A 22,423-nucleotide genomic window follows, 5' to 3' on the forward strand; every position below is an offset into this window, starting at 1 on the left:
AAGATGCACCCAATCGAACTGAAAGTGAATGGCATCCGTATTCGCCGCGAGGTGGACGATAACCTGCGGCTTATCGATCTGCTGCGCGACGATTTACGCCTGACCGGCACCAAAGAGGGGTGTTCCGTGGGTGAGTGCGGTGCCTGTACCGTAATGCTTGATGGCAAGGCGGTCTGCTCATGCCTGCTGCTCGCCGCCCAGTGTCACGGTGCGGAGGTGACCACTATCGAAGCCCTGCATCACGACCCGGTGGGCAAACGGCTGCAAAATGCCTTTGTGCGCCACGGCGGCGTCCAGTGCGGCTTCTGCACGCCGGGCGTGTTGATGAGCACTAAAGCACTTTTAGCGGTGAACCCCACGCCGGATGACGACGCGCTGAAAGAGGCGCTGGAGGGGAATTTGTGCCGCTGTACCGGCTATCAGCCGATCATCACCTCCATCAAAGCGGTGCTGAAGGGCGAGGCGTGAAGAGGGGCAAGCGATGAGTGAAAAGGCGTTGATTGAGTGCGTAATGCTGGCGGCCGGGTTATCCAGCCGGATGGGTGACTGGAAAATGATGCTGCCCTGGGGGGCGGGCACGCTGCTCGACAGTGCGCTTCGCAGCGCCTTCTCGCTCTGCGACCGGGTGATCCTGGTTACCGGGCATCGTGGCGATGAGCTGGCGCGCTACTATCACGGTCAGCCCGCCATTACGCTTGTCCACAACCCTGATTACGCCTCGGGGATGTTCTCTTCAGTAAAGTGTGGCGCGGCGGCGGTCACCTCAAGGCGTTTTTTTCTGGCGCTGGGCGATATGCCAGAAGTGTCGCCCGCGGTTTACAGCGCGTTATGGCAGCATGCGGATCATGATCACTGCCTGGTGCCAGGTTATGACCAGGGCCAGGGCCATCCGGTGCTGCTCCCGGCGCAGGCGCTTGCGCTTATCAGCAACGCGCCCGCCAACAGCAGCTTAAAGACGATTGTTCGCCAGATCGGCACCTGTACGGTTGCCGTCGATGAGCCGGGGATCCATTGCGATATCGACACGCCAGCGCAGTATCGCCAGCGAACCGAGCTTAACCGTTTGCTTGATACGCTGCCGCGGCGGCGCATAAACCCGCGTGGCGGCGGGTAATGTTCGTCAGGCCATGTTTGCCCGGGCGAGGATGGTCATTAAAAATTCCGCCACCGCTTTGATGCGTGCCGAGGCGATAAGATCGGCATGGGTTACCAGCCAGAGATCTTCGCTCAGCACCTGGCCGGGTGGGATCACTTCGACTAATCCCGGCTGCTGCGCGGCGATAAAGCAGGGCAGCACTGCCAGCCCAAGCCCGGCGTTGACGGCAGAGAGCTGGGTCACCAGGCTGGTGGTGGCAAGCGCAGAGGTTTTATCCTCAACCTGTTCATCAAACCAACGGGCGGCGGGAAGATGGCTGAACGAACTGTCCCAGGTAATAAAGCGCCGCCCGCTCAAGGGGGCATCTTCTGGCGCGGGGTGAGCGTGCAGATAGCGCTCTGCTGCGTAGACCGCCGAGGCCATCACCCCGGCTTTGCGGATCTTCAACGTGTTTTGCTCCGGGCGCACCAGGCGCAGCGCGATATCGGCATCGTTTCGTACCACCGAGACGGTGTTGACCCCGGTAATCAGCTCGAGGCGGATCGCCGGGTAATCGGCCTGAAACTGCGGCAAGGCCGGGATAATCAGGTGATTGGCCAGCGTCTCTGCTGTCGCCAGGCGCACGGTTCCCGCCGCTTCGCCATCGCCTCCGGCAAAGGCGTGCTCCAGCGCGCCGATTCGGCTCTCCACCTCTTCGGCGTAGCTCAGCAGCGCCTGCCCGGCATCGGTAAGAAAGTAGCCGGTCTGATGATGCAGAAACAGGCTGGTCCGCAGGCTGCTCTCCAGCGCGCTAACTCTGCGCGATACCGTCGACTGGCTCACTTTGAGCGTGGCCGCCGTTTTGGTCAGGCTGTTGGTGCGCGCAACGGCCAAAAAGAAGCGTAAATCGTTCCAGTCCATCGTCTCTGTTTTCTGTTTGTGCAAAATGATTCGCCGATTTTATCCGTAGTTTTCAAAATATGGAAAAAATAGACTTCTGTTACGGCATTACTATTCGAAAAACAGGAGTGAGCAGATGGAAGTCACAGCGAATCAGAACCCCGCCAGAGTGATCGTGGAAACCTACCTTGCAGCTTTTGCTGCGGGCAGAGTCGATGAGATTGTCAGCCTGCTGGCCGACGATGTGGTGTGGCATATCGACGGCGAACCAGGCGTCTCGACAGTTGGATTGTTGCAGGGGCCTGAGCAGGTTCGACGCTGGTTACTGGCCTTCCCGCAGAATTTCAGGCCACGGGAGTTTGTCATTAATGAGATTATCGCGCAGCACGACAGCGTGCTGGTACTGGGGCGTTTTCGCCATACGGTGGTGAGCACGCAACACTCCGTCGGCAGCGATATGATCATTCACTTTACGGTCACCAACGGCAAGATTCGCCGTTATCAAATCTTTGAAGATTCGGCGCTGCTGGCAAGAGCTTTTGACGCGGATGATGAGTGGTCGCTGCAGCAGGTGCGCATCAATGGCACGCTCTACCGTTACCGCGATATCGGCGAAGGGCCAGTGCTGCTTTTCGCCCACGGGCTTTTCGCCAGCCATCACATTTTCGCCGCACAGGTTCAGGCCCTGAGCCAGTCGTATCGCTGCATCGTTGTTGATATGCCGGGACACGGCCTGAGCGGGTACGATCCCACCGGCTGGACACTTGATGATCTGAGCCGCGATCTGGCGCTGATGATTGAGGAACTGGCGCTCGGCAAGGTCACCATCGTTGGGCAGAGCCAGGGCGCGATGGTGGCGCTGCGGCTGGCAGCGAATTATCCGCAGCTGCTGGCAGGCCTTGTGCTGATTGGCACCAGCGCGCGTGCGGAGTTGCCTGAACGGCTGGAGATGTGGCGCAGGCAGCGCGAAACACTGCTCAGTGGTTCCGATGCGGCGCGCGAAGCGCTTTTTACCACCCTTCAGGCCTATGTAAACAGCGTGGAATGGCTGCAAAATCAACCCCATGAGGCCGCCGAAGAGCGCGCCATGATGCATGCCCACAACCGCGAAGGGTTAGCGCTGGCGCTGGATGCCGCCGTGTTTGACCGGGGCGATATCACCCACCTGTTGCCGACGATCGCTGCGCCGACGCTGGTGATTGTCGGGGAAGAGGACAGGGCAACCCCGGTTGAGTTAAGCAAGGAGATCGCCGCGCTTCTGCCCAATGCTCAACTGCTCACGCTGGCAAAAACTGGGCACCATCCACCAACGGAAGCCGCCGATGCGGTGACGGCGGCGATTGCCGGGTTTATTGCAGCTAAATAGCGGAGATAAAAAAGCCCCATCAGGGGCTTTTTATGCGGTGTCATATCGCGGGTTTAGAAGCGATATTGCAGACCGGCGGTGATGGTGTAGTTTTTGTTGGCAATACCCGCAGCATCGCCACCGATGAATTCCGATCCGCCGTTGGTGGTGTCAATAACCTGCGTCCCGCCTTTGCCCTCTTTATATTTGCTGTAAGTGAACTCAGCAAACACTTTCGCGTGTGGCGTGACGTAGTAGCCGGCATCAAGTGACGCGCCGTAATAGCGCGAGTTGCTGGTCTTCTCACGGAAGGTGAGGTCGCGCATATAGTGCTCATCGTTATCATGCGCGCGCACCCAGTCACTGAATTTAAGCAGCGCATTGAATTCGAAGTTATCAATGCGGTACTGGCCCGCCAGCCCAACATAGGGCATGGTGAAGCGCTGGCTGTAACCAATCCCGCGTTCGCCTGCCGGGAAGTTACCCACTGAGGCTCCATTATTATAATCGTAAGCGCCGCCGAGCGCCGTCCAGCTGAAGCGCGTCTCCTGATAGCCTGCCACCACGCCCGCTTTATAATTCGCGTCCTGGAAAATCCAGCCTTTCAGGTTGAGATCGAACTCATTGGCGTAATTGACATCCGAATCAGGATGGGTGGAGTGATGGGTCCAGCCTGACTGGCTTTCACTCAGCCAGTCGTAATCATCCATATGGCCTGCCCCGGAGGCGAGTGACGTCCAGCCGCGGGCGTTAAGGGTTAAAAAGGAGTAGGGGTTCCAGGAGAGATCGCCTTTCACAATGGCGACATTCTTTATCTTCCAGTTAAGCTGGCTGATTTTTCTCCCTGTTATTTCGTCATAGACTAGTTCATTCGATTTACCGCTCAGCATCCCGGCAGAGGCGGAGGCGGAAAAGCTTTCAGGAGAAAAATCGGGGATTAACTGCTCTGAGTCTGCGTACGCGGTGCCGGAAATAGCGCTTATCATCATCACTACAATACGAGTTTTTTTCATTTTTCTTTGCTCATATCACAACGGTAATAATGATTCTTGCTACGGGTATAAACTTCTGCAATGAAGTGGGGTTTTTCTTTTTTTATTTTTTGATAAAGATCCTAAGTCTGAGATATATCTTTTTTTGTTCTTCTTTTTTTTGGCTTATCAATTACCGGTATGCGTAGTGCTTCGGGAAAATATATTTTCCCGTCGTAACGTGGCGATGTTTATCTGAGGTAAGACGCGGGAGGGGGATCCGACCCGCACTACTGTAAGCCGTTAAGCCTGTTACCCTTCCCCTGGCGGCGCGCTTTTCTCTATCGTGTGCTGCTGCGATAAACGCCAGAAATCGTGGCCGGCGGGATATTGATATAAGCGCAGGGAGAATTGTCCTGCTACCGCAGTGATATATTCAAATATCGCCGATTGCGTATTCTCATAATCTGCCCACAGGGTCGACGAGGTGAAGCAGTAAATTTCCAGCGGAATACCGGCCGGTGACGGCTTTAGTGTCCTGACGACAATGTACATCTCTTTGACAATATCCTGCCGCTCGGCGAGATAAGCCATTAAGTAGTGGCGGAAAAGCGTCAAATTCGTCAGGCCATTATCAATAAACCAGCTGTCCGCCACGCCCATCGGATCGCGGCCATCAAGCAGTTTTGACAGCGGTTCACTCACGCCGCGTATCGCCAGCATGGGAGCCAGCATCTCCTGTGAGAGAAAGGTCACCGAGTGCTGATCGATATTGGTGCTGCGCATAATGCGGCGCGCGCCGGAGGAGAACATCGCCTGCCAGTTGGTATAGGTTTCGGTAAGGAAGTTTTTCGTCGGAATACGGGAGATGGTGTTATCCCAGTTCCGGATAGTAATGGTGTGCAGCGCGATATCGGTCACTTCACCGCTGAGGTTTTTATCCGGCATCTCAATCCAGTCTCCGAGTTGCAGGACATCATTTGAGGAGACCTGCACATTGGCGACCAGCGAAAGCAGCGTGTGTTGAAACACTAACATTAGCACTGCCGCCACGGCACCGAGGCTGGAGATAATAATCGCTGGCGATTTGTTCGACATCACCGCGAGGATCATGATCGCGGCAATAACGTGAATTAAGATTTTACCTATCTGGATATAGCCCTTAATCGAGTGATTTTTACGCTTGGTCTTGCGCAGATAGGAGCTATTAACGATATCCAGCATCTCGTTGAAAAATACTGACAGGAAAATAAAGAACAAAATACCGCACATGGTATTTATTGCCGTTACCAGCGAGGCTGGCATATTTTCCATAAACTGCAGCAGGTAATAGACCGTAAGAACCGGTACGAAGTTGGATAATTTTTCGGCGATACGGCGATCTTTTTCCAGCGGCACATCTTTTTTATGGCTGGCAAAGAAGACTTTACGCACCACCTTAATCAGCAGGAATTTGCACATCAGGTGCGCGAACATGCCAGAGACGATCAGCAGAATAATATTTAAAACAATGGCCAACGCCGGCCTGCCTTCGATAAACGTCAATAAAGAATTCAAATACGCCATTACTTATCGCCTGAACGAGTATGCCATCTGTATAAGCCCTGGCTGGCGGGCATATATACAAAAATTTAACCAATTAGCATCATGGCATAACAAGGGGATATAAGTCCACGCCGGGGCCGGTGTGTGCCGGGTCACAAAAACGCTCCACTTTAACAAAGTGATCCTATGATTTAGGCTGGTTAACGAAAATTTACGCTGTAACAGGAGAAGCATGATGAAAGCAGTCACACTTAACGCGCCGGGCGGCCTGGAAAACATTACCGTCTCAGATATCGCCGATCCGGGAAGACCCGGCAAGGGTGAAATTCGGGTTGCGATTAAAGCCAGCTCGCTGAACTTTCATGATTTGATTGTTGCCAGCGGCCAGTTCCCGACTGAGGATGGCCGTATTCTGCTCTCCGATGGCGCGGGCGTGGTCGAAGAGGTGGGCGAGGGCGTTGAGGAGTTTGCCGTCGGCGATAACGTAGTCTCTACCTTTTTCCCCATCTGGCTGGCAGGTAAGCCTGGCCCCGAGGTGAGCGGCTTTGCTCATACCCCCGGTGACGGCGTTGATGGTATGGCAAGTGAGTACGTTGTGCGCTCGCAAAATGCCTTTACCCATGCGCCGCAGGGATGGAGCCACAAAGAGGCCGCGACCATCACTACCTCAGCACTGACCGCCTGGCGGGCGCTGGTGGTGGATGGCAACCTGAAAGCGGGCGAAACGGTGCTGGTCCAGGGCACTGGCGGTGTCTCCATCGCGGCGCTGCAAATTGCGAAAGCGATGGGCGCGAAAGTTATCGCCACCTCCTCTTCCGATAAGAAGCTCGAGGTTGTGCGCGAGCTGGGCGCGGATGAGACCATCAACTACAAAACCACGCCGGAATGGGGAGATAAAGTGCTTGAACTGACCCAGGGGTTCGGCGTCGATCACGTGGTGGAAGTGGGCGGCCCGGCTACCCTGAAAGAGTCGCTGAAAGCGGTGAAAGTCGGCGGGCATATCGCGCAGATTGGTATCCTGTCTGGCGATGAAGCCAGCGTATCGGTGCTTTCACTGCTGGCGAAACAGGTGCAGATCAAAGGGGTGATTGTGGCAAGCCGCCAGGATCAGATCGATTTTGTGAAAGCGCTGGAAGTAATGAAGCAGAAGCCAGTCATCGATCGCACCTTTAGCTATGAGGCGCTGAGCGAAGCCTTTGCGCACCTGCAAAGCGGTTCCCACCTGGGGAAAATCTGCGTCGAGTGGTAACAGGCACGGCGGTAGGGGCGTGCGCCCTTACCGCCACGTTTTAACGCGCTGTGGCGCTTTCTTCAGCCGAGCAGGCTTTCCAGCGTCACCGATGCTCCGCCGCAGACAATCACCAGCACGTTATCGGTGGGAGCAAAGCGGAGTTTGTTGTCATAGAGCAGCGAGAGCGACACGCCGCAGGCAGGCTCGGTCAGTACGCGATGATCGTCCAGCAACAGGCGGCAGGCGCGCACGGCCTCAGCGTCAGAAACAACCTGGCTTCTCACCTCAAGACGACTGGCAACGTTAAACGCATTTTCACACACCTGGCTTGCGGCAAGGGTCGTTGCGATACCGCTCACCTTCTCCAGACGCACCAGTTTACCGGCATTAACCGAGGCATTCAGCGACGCGGTGCCCTCGGTTTCAACGGCATAGATCGGGATATGGCTCAGGTGATGTTTTTCCAGCCCCTGAGCGATGCCGGAGAGCAGGCTGCCGCCGCCGACCGAGAGGATCACGGCATCCGGGGTCACCCCTGCGGCGATCACCTCATCCACCAGCGTGCTGATGCCCGCCCACAGAAGCGGGTTATCAAAGGGGTGAATATAAATGATCTCATCGGTGGCTAAAGAGAGGGCATAGTCGTTCGCCTCGCTCCAAACGTTGCCGTGCACCACAAGGGTGGCCCCTTCCTGCTCAATTAGCTCTCTCGCCCGCAGGGAGGTGGTTTCAGGCACTACGACGGTGACCGGCAGGCCGAGTTTGCGACAGCTGTGCGCCACCGCGATGCCCGCATTGCCGCCCGACGAACTGATAAAGCCTTTTGCGCCCTGTTCTGCATAATAGCGGCAGGCATGTGCCGCGCTGCGAAGTTTGAACGAGCCGGTGGGCTGGGCAGACTCCATTTTCAGCCACACATTGCATCCGCTGCGCTGGCTTAACGGCAGTGAGTGCAGCAGTGGGGTCTGAATGCTGATTTCCATGACATCGAATCCTTATGCATAAGCCCTTAGGATAAAGGCCGTTCTGGACAGGTTTTTAAGCCTGAACAGTAATAACACAAGAACTATCAGGTTGGGTTATCTATTTCCGGGTGCCAGGGATGGCATACGCAGGCCAGCTTGTGCCCCTCTGGATCCCGCAAATAGGCAACATAGAAATCCGGCCCGTAGGCTTCTCTGAGACCAGGCGCACCCTCATCGCTGCCGCCATTTTCCAGCCCTGCGGCATGAAATTGCCTTACCTGCTCTGCGCTGCTTGCCCGGAAGGAGAACATCGTCCCGTTACCCGGCGTCGCCCTTTTTTTATCGAACGGCGGGCAGATGCAAAAACTAAACCCCTGGTCTGGCGGCTCGCCCCACATCGCCCAGGACTCACTCCACGCAGGAGTGCGCGGCACGCCCAGCACCGTGAAAATCGCGTCATAGAAACGCGTCATCGACGGTAAATCGTCGGTGCCTATGGTGGTGTACATCAGCATGGTTTGGCTCCTTAAATGCTCGATATTGTATGGATCTGCCTTGAAATGCGAACCGAATACATCAGCCTTAACTATTAGTCAGTTTCTCTCTTCTACATCTCCATAGGAACACACCGCTTTTAATCCGCAGGGCGTTTTTCTGATTTTATTTTCCTTCCGGGAGGGCGCGCAGTTTGCCTCTTCGTGAACGGTATTATGCAGGGATCGTTTTAAATATCGCGGTGACGATATTGGCTGAGCAACATGTTAACAATCACGAGTACAAGATTAGGCGAAAGATTATGAGCAAACGGACTGACATAATTGATCCTGCAACAGAACTGGGCGCACCTGTTGGTTTGGTCTATTCAGAAATATTGGGTTGGATAGATCTGGGGCATGCTCTGGGTCGGGATATCAAAAGGATTCTGGAACAGATGGCTGAGGGGGAAAAGGGGAGTGCACCTTACTATGAGGTGGTTTATTCACAATCGATGTACCAGCGAAACCATACGTTTGGCACCGGCGTCTATCTTCTTTGGATGGTAAAAAAGGGAACCCCTCTGCATGTCAGGCATAGTATCGTATTGGCGATGATGATGATTACAGCTGGCCGTTTTGAAAGCCGGCAGGCGTCGGTACCTTTTTCATGGGCTACCAACAGTGGATTTAGCGCAGAGGATCTTGTATCAGATTTGCTTGGTTTCTACCGGGTGATACGTCCTATGAATTACTTCGCTCAGCTAAAACTCGTTAGTAAGGCGGAGGCGCTTAAACGATGGGATCACTACGGGGAAATTGGGCGCTACAAAAATCGGCTATTCCAGCCGCTTCTGTTCCCTGATCCTGATAAGAATAAAGGTGCCCGCCCCTGGTACGGTGAACTGCCGGGCTTTATGAAGTGTGTTCAGCCCTGGAGTGATTTTTCGCGTGATACCGTGCGGGTAATTTCAAACAATGGTGTGCTTATGAATGTTGGTCGAAAGCCTCAGGACAAATTCCGATGAGCAGAGTGACTAAATATGCATTGGTATTGATCGTTCTGCTGTTGTCAGCCGTTTGTTATAAATTCGCGTCGGTCTATATGTCTGACAGTGTGGATTACACGTCATCAGACTGGCTGGCATACCGACTGTTGACCCCTGATGAGATAAAAAATGCCCCTCATTTCGGTAAAGTGGTCATGCTCCATTTCAGAGCGGCAGACGGTCCGGCACCTCAGACAAATCAGATTGAGTACGACGGGCAGGCTGATGTTGATGCTATCAAGCATTATCTCGTCTCGCTTGGCTATCGCGAAGCCACCGACCCTGTAATGGGCAAAATGTGGATCAAGGATAACAGTGGCAGAGGCGCTTTTATCACCCACTCTGACGATGCTACTAAGCTGACCTTTGTAGAGTAAAACCCTTTCAGGAGTACGCGCAGGTCGCTGCGCGTACTTATTATGCTTAATGGCGGCTGAATGCCCTTCAAACCTTCAGACAAGTCAGTGATTATGATCGCGCAGAAAAACCGTCAGCACATCCTTCGGCGCAACGCCGCCGCACTCTGAAATCATCCAGCCGACCGCGCCGCGATGATAGGTGCCATGAAACAGTACATGGTTGAGCATATCGATGGCGCGCATCTCGCCGTGACCACCGTCGACAAAACGGAAGGTGATGACTTTTTCCAGATCGCTCGAGGAGAGGGCGTCAACATGCTGGATATACCACGTGGCGCAGTCGGCCATCTTCACTTCAAGCTCTTCAAGCGTAGGTGTTTCCGGGGTATTTAGCGCGGTGTAACCATGCTGCTGACCGGTGAGATTGGCTCTGAAAATCATGTCGACGACATAAATATGGTTCATCAACCTTATCATCAGGTGGCGCTTTTGCGGGTGCGCCGGTTCGTCGATCGCCTTGATAGCTTTCAGGGTTTCGCCATCCATCCAACGCTTAAATTTCACCAGGGTAACCAGTGTATCCTTATCCATCTTCTGCTCCGCATGTGACTGAAGCGATATCATACCTCGCGTCGGCTGTTTAGCTGAGTAGATCCTTAAGCAAAAACCAGGGGGGTGGCATCGGCATATTTCAGCGAGCGGCGCTGGTTAACATCTCGAAAAAGGCCGGGGCGTTAAGGTTTTTCTAAGCTTTCTCCGTCACACTGGGATTATAAAGCGCACAAGGTTACGGTGCCGTTGTCGGATTATAGTCGGCAGGAGATGATGTCCCCTGCCACTTTTTTAACGTCTGATGGCCCGCCAGATTATTTTCATAAAACCCCTTTTCATTTTTTATTGTCATAAAACCTTCAGCAGTATCAATATCTAACATCTTCTTTAAAATCGAAAAAATATTTAACTCACCTTCAGACAATCCTCATAAAACAGTGATGATTTTGCGGGTAAATTACTTTATAAATATATCGGACAACATCGACATACCTTGCTCACTTAACTGCTCGGGCAGCGAGTAATTACGGGTGTGGCATCTACGCGGGAGGGAAGTGAATGGATATCATAAGTTCAGAACGTGTAAGTGAAGTCTATATGGTTATCGGGCACGCGGTATCCTCATTAATTACAGCGGGGAAACGCGTTGAAAAAGAGGGGATTCTCGAGCAGTTGAAAAAGGGGAAAGCGCAGGCGGTGGATGGGATGAACGAAGTTTATGAATCCGCTATCAGCCTCGTTGCGCGTGAGGGCGTTGCCGTCAGCGAGCAGTAACTGGCGCCAATGCTTCTTTCCTCACATTTCCCGCTCGCCTCAGGTAGAGAACCAGCCAGCGGGATAGTATTCGCAGATAAACTCTACAAAGGCCTTCACTTTAGGGCTCTGAAGCCGACGTGAGGTGTGCAGCACCCACAGCTCGGTAAGCGTATCGGCCTCTCCCCAGCTCATCAGCTCCCCACTCGCAAGATAAGCGTTGACGATTGACTTCGGCACCATCGCCGCACCAGCACCCGCCAGAACCGCATCGCGGACGGTCAGCAGTGAAGAGAGGCGCATCACCGGCTGCGGAGTAAAGTGGCGCTGTCCCTTATCTACGATCCAGTCACTTCCTTCTGTATGCGTTGACATGACAATGGCCGGGATCGTCGGCACGCTTTGCCCATCCACTTCGGGCAGGATGACAGAAGGCGCGGCGACCAGCACCAGCTTGTCCCTGGCGAAGCATCGGCCCACCAGCGAACTGTTTGCCTGCGGGTTTATGCGGATCGCCACATCAAAGTGCTCTTCCACCAGATCGCTCATGCGGTTTTCAGAAACCACCTCAATGTGGATCTGCGGAAAGCGCTGGCGAAATTCCGCCATCAGCCGCCCCAGCGCCAGCTGCGAAAAGAGCAGCGGGGCAGCAACGCGCAGCCACCCTGCGGGCGCGGCGTTATCTTCCCGCGCCGCTTCAGCCGCTTCATCAATTTCACGGATGGCACCCAGCGTGCGCGCCAATAGACGTTCGCCCGCTTCGGTAATCTTCAGCTTCTGGCCGCCGCGCTCCACCAGCCGCACGCCCAGCGCCTCTTCGAGATCGGTCAGCCTGCGAGAAAGAGTGGCTTTAGGTTTACCGCTGGCACGGCTGGCAGCACCAATCCCGCCCGCTGCCGCGATAAGGTGAAACTCTCTTAAAGCGTTGATATCCATTAGCTGTCTCATTTTTGGAACGGAGTGTGCAAATAATAGCCTCTTCCGGGCAAAAATGGATCGGCATAGTCTCTGGTTACACCCACCAGAAAGTACGGAGTAAACATCATGACCATTCTTGTTACCGGAGCGACCGGCCGCGTTGGCCGCCACGTTGTTGACCAGCTGCTTCGCCGCGGCGCTGATGTCCGCGTATTGACCCGCGATCCCGCAAAAGCCGGTTTTGCTGACAATGTGGAGGTAGTTAAGGGCGATCTGCTGGATATCGACGCCCTGCGCGCTGCTTTTAGCGGCATCAGGACCCTATTTTTACTCAATGCGGTTGCCGCCGATGAATTTACCCAGACGCTGATTACGCTCAACATCGCACGGGAAGCGGGCGTTGAGCGCGTGGTTTATCTCTCGGTTTTTGGCGCGGATGCCGCCGTCAATGTGCCGCATTTCGCGGTTAAATATGGTGCCGAGCGCATGCTTACCGCGATGAACTTCAGCGCCACCATTCTGCGCCCTACCTACTTTATCGATAATGAGGCGATGATTAAGGAGGTGGTCGTTAACCACGGCGTTTACCCGATGCCGATTGGCAGCCGCGGGCTGGCGATGGTGGATACGCGTGATATCGCCGAGGTGGCGGCTATTGAGCTGCTTCGGCGCGACCAGGCGAGCGAGAAGCTGCCCGTCGAGACCATTAATCTCGTTGGCCCCGATACGCTGACGGGTAATGATGCGGCGGCAATCTGGCGCGATGTGCTCGGGCGCGAGGTGATGTATGGCGGTGACAGCCCGGACACCTTTGAAGCTGGCATGACGGAATTTATGCCGAAATGGATGGCCTATGAAATGCGCCTGATGGCCGAGCGCTACGTCAGCCACGGCATGATCCCAAATGGGGGCGACCGGGAGCGGCTGGTGGCGCTGCTTGGCCACCGCGCTCCCCACCTACCGCGACTTTGTGGCGGCACTTGTCGCACAGTAAAAATGAGAAGGCCGGTGCATCAGCACCGGCCTTATTGTTTAGCGCTTAAAGCGCAACGGCGCGCAACAGGCTCGGCGTCAGATCGGTAAAGTGCGGCACATCGCCCGTCACTTCCGGCGCTTCTGGCGAGTTAAACGCCGCTTTCATCGCCTCCTCATCGCGGAAAACGCACTCGGCGATGGCGACGGTGCCCGTCTGCTCAACGGCCGGGAAGAGGGCGGCTGCGCTGAGCAGGCCATAGGGCTGGAACGCTTTGATCACCAGCGGAATATGACTGTTGACGTAATAGTCCCGGTCAAAACGGCTCTGCGGATCGCCGTAATAGGTGACGTATAGCGTGAAGGTTGAAGTGCTCATTGTGTGACCTCTTTAATAACTGGTTTCTATTCGTTTAAGCCGCTGAAAGTGTAGCTGGCATTCGCGGCTGCTAATATGCATTCCGCGCTGTTAAGCCATTACGGAGAGGAAGATGATGATAACGATTGAAGCGGGCAGGCCCGCTCACTACGCGACATTACTGGACATCTGGGAGTCATCGGTGCGTGCCACCCACGAGTTCTTACCGGAAGAGGATATTGAGGCGTTGCGCCCGCTGTTAGAAAATCTCTATTTCCCTGCCGTCACGCTGTCGATTGCCCGGCTGGTTGAAGATGGCTCCATCGTCGGCTTTGTCGGCGTCAGTGACAACAGGATTGAGATGCTGTTTGTCGATGCCGCCCGGCGCGGAAAAGGCACCGGCAAAGTGCTCCTGCAACACGCCATCGCGCAGGGCGCGGATGAGCTGGACGTCAATGAACAGAATCCGCAAGCGGTGGGGTTTTATCAACAGCAGGGCTTTGAAGTAGTGGGCCGCTCTGAGCATGATGGCCAGGGGCGGCCCTATCCGCTTTTGCATATGAAATTGCAGAAAACCTGATGCTGCCGATTTTTATATTTACGCCAGGGATCGAGCCCTGGCTGTCGCGCAAAATTTCTGCAATTTATCGGTGTTACTTAATCCTCGCTTAAGAATACTCCGATAATGTAAGTGCTACGCTAGCCCATCCCGGGCTATTCCGGAGCCTCTCCTATGCAAAATAAGTCCGCACATCAAACCGTCGCCAGCAAAGTTCCCGCTGTGACGCTGACGTTCTGGTTAACCAAGATTGCTGCGACAACGCTGGGTGAGACCGGTGGTGATGCAGTGACCATGTCGATGAATCTGGGCTACCTCACCGGGACGCTGATTTTCGCCATCATCTTTTTGATTGCCGTGGTGGTGCAGATTGAACGCCACAGCTTTAATAAGTGGATCTACTGGTTTACGGTAGTTGCCACCACGACAGTTGGCACTACGCTTGCGGACTTTGCCGATCGCTCACTCGGGATAGGTTATCTGGGCGGCACGCTGCTGCTGAGTTCGCTGCTGTTGCTTTCACTGCTTGTCTGGCGTCTGACCTGCGGCACCATCGCTGTCAGTTCAGTCAACAATGGCGTCACGGAGAGCTTTTACTGGGTCACCATTATGTTTTCACAGACTCTCGGCACCGCGCTGGGTGACTGGACCGCAGACAGCGAAGGGCTGGGCTATGATGGCGGCATCCTGCTGTTTGTCGGCGCGCTGGCGATTATCTGGGCCGCCAGCCGCTTTACCTCGCTGTCGCGCACTGCACTCTTCTGGGCCGCGTTTATTCTGACTCGCCCACTGGGTGCGGTAGTCGGTGATTTCCTCGATAAACCTGTCGCAGATGGCGGCCTTGCGTTGAGCCGCTATAGCGCGTCACTGACGCTGGCGCTGATTATCATGGCGTTTCTCTGGCTACTGCCGCAGCGCCCGGCAATGAAAGTTGCGGTGACGAACTAAGCGTGTGATAACCACAAAGGGGGAGCAGGCCAGGCGTGGCTGCTCCCTCTCGCTACAGAAGTTATGCCCGCCCGGACGCTTGAGAATTACTGACAAAATTCAGGATCGCACTCAGGGTGGCACTCGCTGGATGATTCACTTCACTCAGGTGATCCCCTTTACCGGCGAAAAGCGGTATGTCATAGCGCGTGGCTAACGCCGCCATTGCGGCGTAATAGGGGTCATCAGCGCCCGCCCAAAACCGCAGCGGAACAGGGCAGGGGAAAAAGCCCTCCGCGTCCTGAGCGTGTTTTCTCAGTTCATTGAAAAAGTGCTCCGCCCCTTTTTCATCCTCAGGGGTGAGCGAGGCGGTGAGTTCCGGCGCGACTTGCCGGGCATAAGCAATAAACATCTCAAATGTCAGCTTGCCAACAGGCGTTTCAGGCAGGCCAGCTTCACAATCCCATCCCCCCAACACCACAGAGTGCAGGCGATCTGCGTGAGCGTTTATCAGCTCCATCGCCAGCCAGGAACCGGCAGAGTAGCCGATGATATGCGCTTTTTCATACCCCAGTTCATCCATCAGATTGACGATGGCTAACGCCTGGCGCTGTTGGGTGTAGGCAGCCTGATCATCAGGTTTATCGCTCGCCCCGTGGCCGGGCAGATCCGGACACACCACCTGAAAATGAGGACTCAACGCAGAGATGAAGCCGTTATCCACCCAGCATCTGCTATCCATCAACAGACCATGAAGCATGATGACTAACGGACCTTCTCCCTGCGTGCGGTAAAAGAGGCGCGGTGTTGCTGATGTATATGGCATAGCGATTCCTGTAATGTGCGCGTGTATATTCATAAAGACTAACGCCATGTTCTAACATGGATAATCTTTTGAAAGGCAACAACAGGTGCGCAACCCCTAATATTGGCGAGGCCGTTGATCTGCAAACAGGGAGTAATGATGGCAAGGCGACGTGAGCTTAAAGGCATCGCTAACGCGCTCAATTCGAGCTTTGTGAGCCGCAATAATGATTTTCATGGCTACTGGTCTCTGGGGCTGCTAAAGCACTTTGCGATCAGGCACCGATTCACCTCCGTAGGGATTGCATTGCCCGAAACCCGGATCGAGGCGCGCGAGGCATTGATAAATCATCTGGTGCGCTATTACACGAATATGCTGACAAATCTGCTGAACAAACAGCGTATTCGACCGGACTGGGTGAGTAACGTCGAGATCATCGTCGATTTTAGCCCCCAGGGAGTCGATGCGGCGTCAATTGAAGGCGCTGCCTCCGTTGAGCCTTTTGCCTGCCACTGCCGGATTACTGACGATCGCGGTCGCCACTACGCGTCAACCCTCTATGGCCGCTGCTGGATGCACTCGGCGAAGAAGGAGTTAAGATCGACGCGTGTATGTCGGTAATAAATTATCAGCCATCGCATTTATCTCAGTTACAGGGCCGCCACTTTGGTATACCTGAGGCTGATTATGCGATGTGAAAGGTCGACAGGATAATCTCCAGACAGCGTTTATTGGCTTCAAAGTGGTAATCACGATGATTTCTCTTTTTGCCGACGAGTTCTGCATAGCACCATGCTTTACCCAGACTAAAAATGTAGCACTGATAAAAGCCCTCGATCTTTTCTTCGAGACTCAATATATCGCCCTGGCAAGTTGACATATTTTCACCAAACAGCGGATTAAAATCATTTGGTATGGAGCTGAGTGAGTCAGTGATGAGCGTAATTCCCGCCTGAGGATCTTTATAACGTTTGGTTGCTAAGTTGAACACATCCTGCTCTGTAAATAACGTATCTTTCGAATAAAAATAGAGATTAATCACCCCATAATTAATACCATCGAAAGTATGTTCAATGAGAAGGCGGTTTTTAGCGATCGGTTTCGCTTTCCATGAGCCCGGAATTTTAAAACCACTACTGTTTTTATTACTGATGCTGAAGGTTTCCAGTAACTCCGCCAGCCCTAAATTACTGCGATGCAGGAGATCCCAATTCGTGACGGTAAGATAGATACTGTCAGCCAAAGCGGCATAATCTCGTGCGGCGCAAGCCGCTTTGATAAGGAAATAATTACCGCCACCTTTCTTAGGGTTGTAATCTTTTTGTACGGTAAAACGTGAAATTACCTTATCGCCGGAAGAGTGGACTTTTAGGGTTAAAACATCAGCAAATTCTCCGAAGCCGGAGGGATGTTTGATCAGACGTTGCTGAAGCACTTTTTCGCCCATAAGCTCCAGTTTATTGAACAGCCAGTCTGCTGGATTCATCTCCCATTCTATATGCTCATAGGCTGACCATACCTCCATATAAGGCTGTGTATCATTACTGAAATAACGCCCTAAATTGGTCATGCCTACCTCTTCGAGGTACGTTGGGACGACTTCCGCTGGCTTTACGCGTTTCGGTAAGAAAACCCAGTACTGAAGCATTTTTTCTTCAGATGAGGTGTATAAGCACTTCCAGTAATTGGCTTCAATCTCCGCGTTGCTTAGGGCAGGAGTCAATGGAAAAGCATAGTTATTATCGATATCCATAAAACCTCCTTTAATCACGCGGCGTCAGCGAGCCAGATGCCATAAAACATCAATATAGCAGCGACCGAAACTACACATTTTGCAAAAATCAGTGCGTTAGGCCCCAGTCGTGTAAAAAATAAGGATATTTTGGAATAATTTACTTGGGTGTTATGGTTTTTGTGAAAATTAAGAATCATTGCAAAAATAGCGCACAGCATTACAACGAAGAGTTTACAGAATAGGATTGCCATGAAGGATGCGGGGATAATAACTGATAAGGAAAGCATATTATCGTAACCTAAGGTAGGGAAGAATTTAAGTGTGAATGCCAATATTGCCCCCCAAACAAACGCGCCTAAAACAACCAGAATAAATTTAATGAAAAAAGCTAACCAGTCTTTTTTATTAAACTGATCTTTGCCATTCCAGATATAGAACAGTGTTATTAATAAAAAAATGGTAAAAAATAAATATTTCATGAAGTTACCTTATTAGAATATCCCTATCCGCCAATCAGTACAGTAGCACAGCCAGTGAGAATTGTCCCATCTCCGCTATCTATAGGTTGAGTATCCGGTTTTGTGATCAGCTCGTATACCCATTTGGTAAATCGTTCAACAGGTTTTAGGGCGAATTTAACCTCAGCACCTGCACCTACTCCAAGTATGAAAGCGAAATGGCCAGATGCTTTGAAATTGAGCGAGTAATCATTAGTATCATACCAGGCCCCACCACCAGTACCAATCGAAGCAGAACCTGCTTCGCCAGCAATTTTGCCCTCAGCAACAAGAATACCAAGAATATCGATATTACCTACCGCTTCCGCTTTGAATACGTGTGCCTCAGCACCAATCTCCCCGCTGAGGCCATAACGACCTTTATTGCCGGTATACATTTCAACAACTGCTTTAGCTTCTGCTGAGCCAACGTTGACTTCACCGCTGACATTGCCATATAACCATCCCTGCTTCCCAGCCCTACCGGTTGCACCATATTGAATCCCTGTCGCTGTGGCACCACTGTTTAGCCCGTAAATATCATTTCCACCCCCATAGATCGAACCTGTGGCATTGGCTGCTAAAACTTTGTTGCGCAACTCACCCCGAAGAAGGTCCTCACTTTTCAGGTTACCCATGGTGAGATCTTCAACTGCGAATCCTGTCGAAAGGGTATCCAGATCGCTGTTTTCATTTTTATCTTCAAGATTGGCATACGCTCCCAGAATACGCGCATCATAGAATTCATCGTGTATCAGCCCATCCTCACCGGCCTTTTTTGCAAGCGTTCCGCCCCAGTATTGGGTTGGAGCAGCTTTATTTGCAGGTGGTACCGGTGTACTGCTGGTGTTGCACTGGGTTTGATCCCCCATACGTGCAAGCGGCAAATTATTGACAAAAACCGTACCGGAGCCGCCAACGATGGCACCATTGCCATGTTGTGAGCATGACAGTGCGTCGCCTTTTCTCGCCGCAGGAAAACCACCAATAATGACATCAGGGCTTCCGGATTGAATTGTTCCTGAATGAGCGCTGGTATCAATTTGCGCGCGGGCAGCTGGCTGTCCCATAGTGATGACCTTTTCTGAACGTTAACTGTTAACCTTGACCATAGCGCCTTTAATATCGGTCAAATTTGTTCCATTAATTGCAATCGTATCAGTGGCTTTGACCTCAGCATTCGTTCCGCCCCCGAGCCTGGTCATCTCCACGCCTTTAAATGAGGCTTCAGTAATGCTCTCCGCTTTCAGCGTGCCTTCAGAAACAATAATTTCGATAGTTGATGGTGTTATATGAATGTAATTATCATTCACCTTCAACTTAATTGAAGAGGCCGCTTCAAGTAGCGCATTCCCCTCTTTATCCATCGTTAAGATTGTCTTATTTTCACCGACATTGAGTGTGTATTGAGTGCCGACATTATTGTTATCGTTATTGCCAACGTTGGAATCGTGATTGCGTTTGATGGTCACATGTTCATCGCGACCTATGGATTTTTTTCTATCTACGCCAACATCATGTGTTTCACAGTTTTCAATATCTGTATCCATATTCCTTTCAGCGTGCACCCAGATCTGCTCCGAACCCGCCTTATCTTCAAACCGGAAAACGTTGGCATTATCGCGGTGACCATCCTTACTGCGGCTGTAAAAACCCATCTGTGTCGCGGCTGCAGGCAACGTCCATGGAGGCATGCTGGCCTCGTTATAAACGCGTCCTGTAATTATCGGGCGATCGGGGTCACCATTGATAAAATCAATCACTACTTCGTCGCCAATACGCGGGATTTGGACGCTTCCGTAACCTTGACCGGCCCAGGCGCTGGAAACACGGATCCAGCATGAGCTTGAATCATCGCCTTTCGCTAATCTGTCCCAGTGGAATTTAACCTTCACGCGACCATATTTATCAGTCCAGATAGATTGCCCTTTGGGGCCAACGACCCGTGCGGTTTGTGGGCCAAAGGTACGTGGCCATGGCGTTACTGGCGCTGGACGGAATGTCACTGTTGCGGGAATAACGGAAAAATCAATTTGGTGAATGGTGTTGCCATTTTCACCGCTGGCGTAGCGGTTCTCTTCGAAATGGTAATGTACGGCCGTAGTGAGATACGCACCGTTGTCGGTAAAAAAGGGAGCATTGACCAGCGAAAAAGTGTGACCGGGGGCAATACCAATTGCGGTAGCAGTGCCCTGAATTTTTTGATGTTCTACTTGCCAGCGCTCCTGTCGAATGCGCGCATAGAATTCCCCATGTTGATGATCGACAAAACGTCCGGGCCAATCATAAACATCTATCTCACCGGGGGAGGGGGATTTGGGATTCTGTCGTGCCTGAAACAGCCAGGCATGTGGTTTACGAAAGTCATAATCATCAAGACTGTAAATGCCGGGGGTGACATTATCTTCAAGTGCCCACTGGCCGACACCTTCCTCATTGGTTACACCTCCTGAGGAGGTTTGGTGATAAGCAATAACTTCATAAGCAGGGAAAGAGTGGTGCTGCTCATTGGTATCGGTTAGCACCATAATATGTCGATCGGCTTCGTGTCTGAAATAGTATGCGATCCCTTCTAATTCCATCAGCCGACTGATGAAATCAAAACTGCTCTCCTGATACTGGACGCAGTAATCCCATACCCGATAGCTATAAGTTAATCGATCTTCAACATTGACCTGGTATTCGCTCAATAGCGTTTTAACAATCTGCGCTGCTGTTTGCCCCTGAAAAATACGTAAGTTGCGGTCACGTTTCATCGGCCATACGTCCGGCTCCACCGTCAAATGATATACGGCATAGCGCATTCCGGTTAACTCTACGGCGCTCACAGCGACGCGAGTAATTTTGCCGTTAATATAACGTTCAGTAGTCAGAGCGCGCGTCGGTATAGCAACGGTAACCGGTTTACCCAGCAATGCGCTGCGTTCAAGACGCGCCTCGTCTCCCAGCAGGGTCAAATTCAAACTAAAGGCTTCAGACATTGCTTCGCTTCCGGTGAGTTTCCAGAAGCGAAGCCCTTCGACGGGTAGATGTACAGTAATTCGATTAAACATTGATAAATCCATTTAATTAACTCTCGTCAGAGCCTAAACCAGAGCGATGATTATAGAGTGATCTTTAGCCAACGCATTTGGCGAATATCATAAAACAGCGTTGAGGAAATCTATTCCCGCAGAGCCTGACGTCTATTCTTGTTATTAGCAAATTGCTCATACCGGATCAAATCTCTGCAATGATGTTTACTCTATAGAGCGCCAAAGATAGTAGGCTGCGGACTTAACGCAAATTGCAGTCAAGCCTGCTATATAAGAAAACGCAAACTTCTGAATAACAATAAACCAGCAAGTCTAGCTTAAAGCAAACGCCGCAGTAATATACCCAATTCAATAACTTCCTATCTACAATAGCAACCTGCAAAAAGTAGCGGTTGATTATCTGTACAGACATTGTGCTCCGAAGAGATACGCTACTTATTGCTTGATCAGCCGCAGCCCTCTGCTCACCAGTTTTTTGAACGACGCACACTCGGTATGCTCCGGCGCCGGGCAGCGGGCGGCATGCTTCAGCCCTTCGCTGAATAACTGCAGTTTGCAAATCGTCTCGTCAATTGCCTGCGCGCGCTGCTGAAGTTGCTCGCGGTTGATAGCGACCTTGCCCTGCGGGTTTAACATTGCCGCCATCTCATCGAGCGAGAAGCCTGCCGCCTGGCCGAGGGCGATCAGCTGCAATTTACTCAGCACGCTATGCGGATACTGCCTTCGCAGCCCGTTGCGGCCAATCGGTTTGATTAAGCCCCTCTTTTCGTAAAACCGCAGCGCGGAGGGCTTTATGCCGGAAAGCGCCGCCACTTCCCCAATATCCAGCTCTTTCACCGTTGACTTAAACCTCACTTCACGTTGCACACTCGTCGACACCTTAGCATCTCTTTATCAGGGGAAGGAAAATTGGATAACGCTCTTGTGCTTCACATCATCGTCACCGGCATTGGCGCAACGCTGCTGATGGATGGCTGGTCGATGTCTCAGAAAAAGCTGCTTCGCGTGCCGCCGCTTAACTATGGGCTGGTGGGGCGCTGGCTGTTGTGGCTCACGCGGGGAAAGGGGCGGCATAACACCATTCTCTCCACGCCTTGCATCAAAGGGGAAAGTTTTACCGGTTGGGCATTTCATTACCTCACCGGCATCCTGTTTGCGGCAATCCCGCTTTTGTTGCAGGGTTCGTCATGGCTGCGCGAACCGCTTCTGCTGACGGGGGTGCTGACAGGCGTGTTTACGCTGCCTGCGCCCTGGCTGATTATGCAGCCGGCGCTGGGTTTTGGCATTGCGGCCTCGCGCACGCCCATGCCGTGGCGGGCGCGGGTATTCAGCCTGCTGACGCATCTGGCCTATGGCCTCGGGCTGTATGGCGCGGCGCTGCTTTACCCTGTTTAATGCT

At 52.7% G+C, this 22,423-nt stretch carries 27 protein-coding genes; 12 read left to right on the forward strand and 15 right to left on the reverse strand.

Going from position 1 to position 22,423, the window contains the following annotated elements:
* Positions 1 to 3: 3 nt before the first annotated feature.
* Together ABIC80_RS01010 and ABIC80_RS01015 are read left to right on the forward strand one after the other, a co-directional pair.
* Complete coding sequence (locus ABIC80_RS01010; protein ID WP_042716525.1) at positions 4 to 468, forward strand: (2Fe-2S)-binding protein; 465 nt, start codon at positions 4 to 6, stop codon at positions 466 to 468.
* Between the two features lie 13 nt (positions 469 to 481).
* The gene (locus tag ABIC80_RS01015) at positions 482 to 1,114 is read left to right on the forward strand and encodes a nucleotidyltransferase family protein (protein ID WP_242387936.1); all 633 of its coding nucleotides are present in this window, start codon (positions 482 to 484) and stop codon (positions 1,112 to 1,114) included.
* A 6-nt stretch (positions 1,115 to 1,120) separates the two neighbouring features.
* On the opposite strand, the gene ABIC80_RS01020 is transcribed toward ABIC80_RS01015, so the two are convergent.
* Positions 1,121 to 1,996: a LysR family transcriptional regulator gene (locus ABIC80_RS01020; RefSeq protein ID WP_429175027.1), complete on the reverse strand. Its 876-nt coding sequence runs from the start codon at positions 1,994 to 1,996 to the stop codon at positions 1,121 to 1,123.
* Positions 1,997 to 2,111: 115 nt separating this feature from the next.
* On the opposite strand from ABIC80_RS01020, the gene ABIC80_RS01025 reads away from it, so the two are divergent.
* Complete coding sequence (locus ABIC80_RS01025; protein ID WP_429175030.1) at positions 2,112 to 3,341, forward strand: alpha/beta fold hydrolase; 1,230 nt, start codon at positions 2,112 to 2,114, stop codon at positions 3,339 to 3,341.
* A gap of 53 nt (positions 3,342 to 3,394) precedes the next feature.
* On the opposite strand, the gene ABIC80_RS01030 is transcribed toward ABIC80_RS01025, so the two are convergent.
* A complete protein-coding gene (locus ABIC80_RS01030; RefSeq protein WP_429175033.1) occupies positions 3,395 to 4,333 on the reverse strand; it encodes an omptin family outer membrane protease in 939 nt (312 codons plus the stop codon).
* A 270-nt stretch (positions 4,334 to 4,603) separates the two neighbouring features.
* The gene (locus tag ABIC80_RS01035) at positions 4,604 to 5,857 is read right to left on the reverse strand and encodes a mechanosensitive ion channel family protein (protein WP_429175035.1); all 1,254 of its coding nucleotides are present in this window, start codon (positions 5,855 to 5,857) and stop codon (positions 4,604 to 4,606) included.
* 214 nt (positions 5,858 to 6,071) lie between these two features.
* Here ABIC80_RS01035 and ABIC80_RS01040 point away from each other — a divergent pair, with 214 nt between their 5' ends.
* Positions 6,072 to 7,085, forward strand: a complete 1,014-nt coding sequence (locus ABIC80_RS01040; protein WP_312278348.1) for a zinc-dependent alcohol dehydrogenase family protein — start codon at positions 6,072 to 6,074, stop codon at positions 7,083 to 7,085.
* Positions 7,086 to 7,147: 62 nt separating this feature from the next.
* Here ABIC80_RS01040 and ABIC80_RS01045 read toward each other — a convergent pair whose 3' ends face one another.
* Together ABIC80_RS01045 and ABIC80_RS01050 are read right to left on the reverse strand one after the other, a co-directional pair.
* On the reverse strand, positions 7,148 to 8,050 hold the full coding sequence (locus tag ABIC80_RS01045; RefSeq protein ID WP_429175038.1) for a pyridoxal-phosphate dependent enzyme: 903 nt from the start codon (positions 8,048 to 8,050) through the stop codon (positions 7,148 to 7,150).
* An 86-nt stretch (positions 8,051 to 8,136) separates the two neighbouring features.
* Positions 8,137 to 8,547 (reverse strand): VOC family protein, encoded by a 411-nt coding sequence (locus tag ABIC80_RS01050; protein ID WP_429175041.1) that lies wholly within the window; start codon positions 8,545 to 8,547, stop codon positions 8,137 to 8,139.
* A 281-nt stretch (positions 8,548 to 8,828) separates the two neighbouring features.
* Between ABIC80_RS01050 and ABIC80_RS01055 the strand changes: the two genes are divergently transcribed.
* Both ABIC80_RS01055 and ABIC80_RS01060 read left to right on the forward strand, forming a co-directional pair.
* The gene (locus tag ABIC80_RS01055; RefSeq protein WP_429175044.1) at positions 8,829 to 9,533 is read left to right on the forward strand and encodes a hypothetical protein; all 705 of its coding nucleotides are present in this window, start codon (positions 8,829 to 8,831) and stop codon (positions 9,531 to 9,533) included.
* On the forward strand, positions 9,530 to 9,931 hold the full coding sequence (locus ABIC80_RS01060; protein ID WP_094421398.1) for a hypothetical protein: 402 nt from the start codon (positions 9,530 to 9,532) through the stop codon (positions 9,929 to 9,931). The genes ABIC80_RS01055 and ABIC80_RS01060 overlap by 4 nt, the downstream gene beginning before the upstream one ends.
* A gap of 84 nt (positions 9,932 to 10,015) precedes the next feature.
* Here the strand turns inward: ABIC80_RS01060 and ABIC80_RS01065 are convergent, their stop codons facing one another.
* Positions 10,016 to 10,504 (reverse strand): DinB family protein, encoded by a 489-nt coding sequence (locus ABIC80_RS01065; RefSeq protein ID WP_429175046.1) that lies wholly within the window; start codon positions 10,502 to 10,504, stop codon positions 10,016 to 10,018.
* Positions 10,505 to 10,700: 196 nt separating this feature from the next.
* Entirely contained in the window at positions 10,701 to 10,847 is a 147-nt protein-coding gene (locus ABIC80_RS01070; RefSeq protein WP_157737680.1) for a hypothetical protein, read from the reverse strand.
* A 176-nt stretch (positions 10,848 to 11,023) separates the two neighbouring features.
* On the opposite strand from ABIC80_RS01070, the gene ABIC80_RS01075 reads away from it, so the two are divergent.
* Entirely contained in the window at positions 11,024 to 11,239 is a 216-nt protein-coding gene (locus tag ABIC80_RS01075; RefSeq protein WP_094421395.1) for a hypothetical protein, read from the forward strand.
* A gap of 39 nt (positions 11,240 to 11,278) precedes the next feature.
* Here the strand turns inward: ABIC80_RS01075 and ABIC80_RS01080 are convergent, their stop codons facing one another.
* Positions 11,279 to 12,154, reverse strand: a complete 876-nt coding sequence (locus ABIC80_RS01080) for a LysR family transcriptional regulator (protein ID WP_312604720.1) — start codon at positions 12,152 to 12,154, stop codon at positions 11,279 to 11,281.
* A gap of 108 nt (positions 12,155 to 12,262) precedes the next feature.
* On the opposite strand from ABIC80_RS01080, the gene ABIC80_RS01085 reads away from it, so the two are divergent.
* The gene (locus ABIC80_RS01085) at positions 12,263 to 13,219 is read left to right on the forward strand and encodes an SDR family oxidoreductase (protein ID WP_429175049.1); all 957 of its coding nucleotides are present in this window, start codon (positions 12,263 to 12,265) and stop codon (positions 13,217 to 13,219) included.
* Here the strand turns inward: ABIC80_RS01085 and ABIC80_RS01090 are convergent.
* Positions 13,176 to 13,487 (reverse strand): EthD family reductase, encoded by a 312-nt coding sequence (locus tag ABIC80_RS01090; RefSeq protein WP_023479732.1) that lies wholly within the window; start codon positions 13,485 to 13,487, stop codon positions 13,176 to 13,178. The genes ABIC80_RS01085 and ABIC80_RS01090 overlap by 44 nt on opposite strands.
* A gap of 115 nt (positions 13,488 to 13,602) precedes the next feature.
* Between ABIC80_RS01090 and ABIC80_RS01095 the strand changes: the two genes are divergently transcribed.
* The gene (locus tag ABIC80_RS01095) at positions 13,603 to 14,046 is read left to right on the forward strand and encodes an acetyltransferase (protein ID WP_429176437.1); all 444 of its coding nucleotides are present in this window, start codon (positions 13,603 to 13,605) and stop codon (positions 14,044 to 14,046) included.
* Positions 14,047 to 14,199: 153 nt separating this feature from the next.
* On the forward strand, positions 14,200 to 14,973 hold the full coding sequence (locus tag ABIC80_RS01100; RefSeq protein ID WP_200133420.1) for a COG4705 family protein: 774 nt from the start codon (positions 14,200 to 14,202) through the stop codon (positions 14,971 to 14,973).
* Positions 14,974 to 15,034: 61 nt separating this feature from the next.
* On the opposite strand, the gene ABIC80_RS01105 is transcribed toward ABIC80_RS01100, so the two are convergent.
* Positions 15,035 to 15,778, reverse strand: coding sequence for an alpha/beta fold hydrolase (locus ABIC80_RS01105; protein ID WP_429175052.1), 744 nt, complete (start codon positions 15,776 to 15,778; stop codon positions 15,035 to 15,037).
* Positions 15,779 to 15,913: 135 nt separating this feature from the next.
* Between ABIC80_RS01105 and ABIC80_RS01110 the strand changes: the two genes are divergently transcribed.
* Positions 15,914 to 16,378: a hypothetical protein gene (locus ABIC80_RS01110; protein WP_429175054.1), complete on the forward strand. Its 465-nt coding sequence runs from the start codon at positions 15,914 to 15,916 to the stop codon at positions 16,376 to 16,378.
* Positions 16,379 to 16,442: 64 nt separating this feature from the next.
* On the opposite strand, the gene ABIC80_RS01115 is transcribed toward ABIC80_RS01110, so the two are convergent.
* The 5 genes from ABIC80_RS01115 to ABIC80_RS01135 form a co-directional block, all read right to left on the reverse strand.
* A complete protein-coding gene (locus ABIC80_RS01115; protein ID WP_429175057.1) occupies positions 16,443 to 17,510 on the reverse strand; it encodes a hypothetical protein in 1,068 nt (355 codons plus the stop codon).
* 14 nt (positions 17,511 to 17,524) lie between these two features.
* Positions 17,525 to 17,971, reverse strand: coding sequence for a hypothetical protein (locus ABIC80_RS01120; RefSeq protein WP_429175060.1), 447 nt, complete (start codon positions 17,969 to 17,971; stop codon positions 17,525 to 17,527).
* A gap of 23 nt (positions 17,972 to 17,994) precedes the next feature.
* Positions 17,995 to 19,059 carry a PAAR domain-containing protein gene (locus tag ABIC80_RS01125; RefSeq protein ID WP_429175063.1) on the reverse strand — a complete coding sequence of 355 codons (1,065 nt, stop codon included), beginning with the start codon at positions 19,057 to 19,059 and terminating at the stop codon, positions 17,995 to 17,997.
* A gap of 21 nt (positions 19,060 to 19,080) precedes the next feature.
* Positions 19,081 to 21,042, reverse strand: a complete 1,962-nt coding sequence (locus ABIC80_RS01130) for a type VI secretion system Vgr family protein (protein ID WP_429175065.1) — start codon at positions 21,040 to 21,042, stop codon at positions 19,081 to 19,083.
* Positions 21,043 to 21,459: 417 nt separating this feature from the next.
* Positions 21,460 to 21,861: a helix-turn-helix domain-containing protein gene (locus ABIC80_RS01135; RefSeq protein ID WP_429176439.1), complete on the reverse strand. Its 402-nt coding sequence runs from the start codon at positions 21,859 to 21,861 to the stop codon at positions 21,460 to 21,462.
* Between the two features lie 72 nt (positions 21,862 to 21,933).
* Here ABIC80_RS01135 and ABIC80_RS01140 point away from each other — a divergent pair, with 72 nt between their 5' ends.
* A complete protein-coding gene (locus ABIC80_RS01140; RefSeq protein ID WP_429175067.1) occupies positions 21,934 to 22,419 on the forward strand; it encodes a DUF2938 domain-containing protein in 486 nt (161 codons plus the stop codon).
* Positions 22,420 to 22,423 lie beyond the last annotated feature (4 nt).

It is taken from the genome of Kosakonia sp. 1610, assembly GCF_050435845.1.
Classification (GTDB): Bacteria; Pseudomonadota; Gammaproteobacteria; order Enterobacterales; family Enterobacteriaceae; genus Kosakonia; species Kosakonia cowanii.

Excerpts from the sequence above, each read along its gene's own strand:
- ABIC80_RS01010 (WP_042716525.1), top strand. The coding sequence starts at position 4 with ATGCACCCAATCGAACTGAAAGTGAATGGCATCCGTATTCGCCGCGAG.
- ABIC80_RS01015 (WP_242387936.1), top strand. The coding sequence starts at position 482 with ATGAGTGAAAAGGCGTTGATTGAGTGCGTAATGCTGGCGGCCGGGTTA.
- ABIC80_RS01020 (WP_429175027.1), bottom strand. The coding sequence starts at position 1,996 with ATGGACTGGAACGATTTACGCTTCTTTTTGGCCGTTGCGCGCACCAAC.
- ABIC80_RS01025 (WP_429175030.1), top strand. The coding sequence starts at position 2,112 with ATGGAAGTCACAGCGAATCAGAACCCCGCCAGAGTGATCGTGGAAACC.
- ABIC80_RS01030 (WP_429175033.1), bottom strand. The coding sequence starts at position 4,333 with ATGAAAAAAACTCGTATTGTAGTGATGATGATAAGCGCTATTTCCGGC.
- ABIC80_RS01035 (WP_429175035.1), bottom strand. The coding sequence starts at position 5,857 with ATGGCGTATTTGAATTCTTTATTGACGTTTATCGAAGGCAGGCCGGCG.
- ABIC80_RS01040 (WP_312278348.1), top strand. The coding sequence starts at position 6,072 with ATGAAAGCAGTCACACTTAACGCGCCGGGCGGCCTGGAAAACATTACC.
- ABIC80_RS01045 (WP_429175038.1), bottom strand. The coding sequence starts at position 8,050 with ATGGAAATCAGCATTCAGACCCCACTGCTGCACTCACTGCCGTTAAGC.
- ABIC80_RS01050 (WP_429175041.1), bottom strand. The coding sequence starts at position 8,547 with ATGCTGATGTACACCACCATAGGCACCGACGATTTACCGTCGATGACG.
- ABIC80_RS01055 (WP_429175044.1), top strand. The coding sequence starts at position 8,829 with ATGAGCAAACGGACTGACATAATTGATCCTGCAACAGAACTGGGCGCA.
- ABIC80_RS01060 (WP_094421398.1), top strand. The coding sequence starts at position 9,530 with ATGAGCAGAGTGACTAAATATGCATTGGTATTGATCGTTCTGCTGTTG.
- ABIC80_RS01065 (WP_429175046.1), bottom strand. The coding sequence starts at position 10,504 with ATGGATAAGGATACACTGGTTACCCTGGTGAAATTTAAGCGTTGGATG.
- ABIC80_RS01070 (WP_157737680.1), bottom strand. The coding sequence starts at position 10,847 with ATGTTAGATATTGATACTGCTGAAGGTTTTATGACAATAAAAAATGAA.
- ABIC80_RS01075 (WP_094421395.1), top strand. The coding sequence starts at position 11,024 with ATGGATATCATAAGTTCAGAACGTGTAAGTGAAGTCTATATGGTTATC.
- ABIC80_RS01080 (WP_312604720.1), bottom strand. The coding sequence starts at position 12,154 with ATGGATATCAACGCTTTAAGAGAGTTTCACCTTATCGCGGCAGCGGGC.
- ABIC80_RS01085 (WP_429175049.1), top strand. The coding sequence starts at position 12,263 with ATGACCATTCTTGTTACCGGAGCGACCGGCCGCGTTGGCCGCCACGTT.
- ABIC80_RS01090 (WP_023479732.1), bottom strand. The coding sequence starts at position 13,487 with ATGAGCACTTCAACCTTCACGCTATACGTCACCTATTACGGCGATCCG.
- ABIC80_RS01095 (WP_429176437.1), top strand. The coding sequence starts at position 13,603 with ATGATAACGATTGAAGCGGGCAGGCCCGCTCACTACGCGACATTACTG.
- ABIC80_RS01100 (WP_200133420.1), top strand. The coding sequence starts at position 14,200 with ATGCAAAATAAGTCCGCACATCAAACCGTCGCCAGCAAAGTTCCCGCT.
- ABIC80_RS01105 (WP_429175052.1), bottom strand. The coding sequence starts at position 15,778 with ATGCCATATACATCAGCAACACCGCGCCTCTTTTACCGCACGCAGGGA.
- ABIC80_RS01110 (WP_429175054.1), top strand. The coding sequence starts at position 15,914 with ATGATGGCAAGGCGACGTGAGCTTAAAGGCATCGCTAACGCGCTCAAT.
- ABIC80_RS01115 (WP_429175057.1), bottom strand. The coding sequence starts at position 17,510 with ATGGATATCGATAATAACTATGCTTTTCCATTGACTCCTGCCCTAAGC.
- ABIC80_RS01120 (WP_429175060.1), bottom strand. The coding sequence starts at position 17,971 with ATGAAATATTTATTTTTTACCATTTTTTTATTAATAACACTGTTCTAT.
- ABIC80_RS01125 (WP_429175063.1), bottom strand. The coding sequence starts at position 19,059 with ATGGGACAGCCAGCTGCCCGCGCGCAAATTGATACCAGCGCTCATTCA.
- ABIC80_RS01130 (WP_429175065.1), bottom strand. The coding sequence starts at position 21,042 with ATGTTTAATCGAATTACTGTACATCTACCCGTCGAAGGGCTTCGCTTC.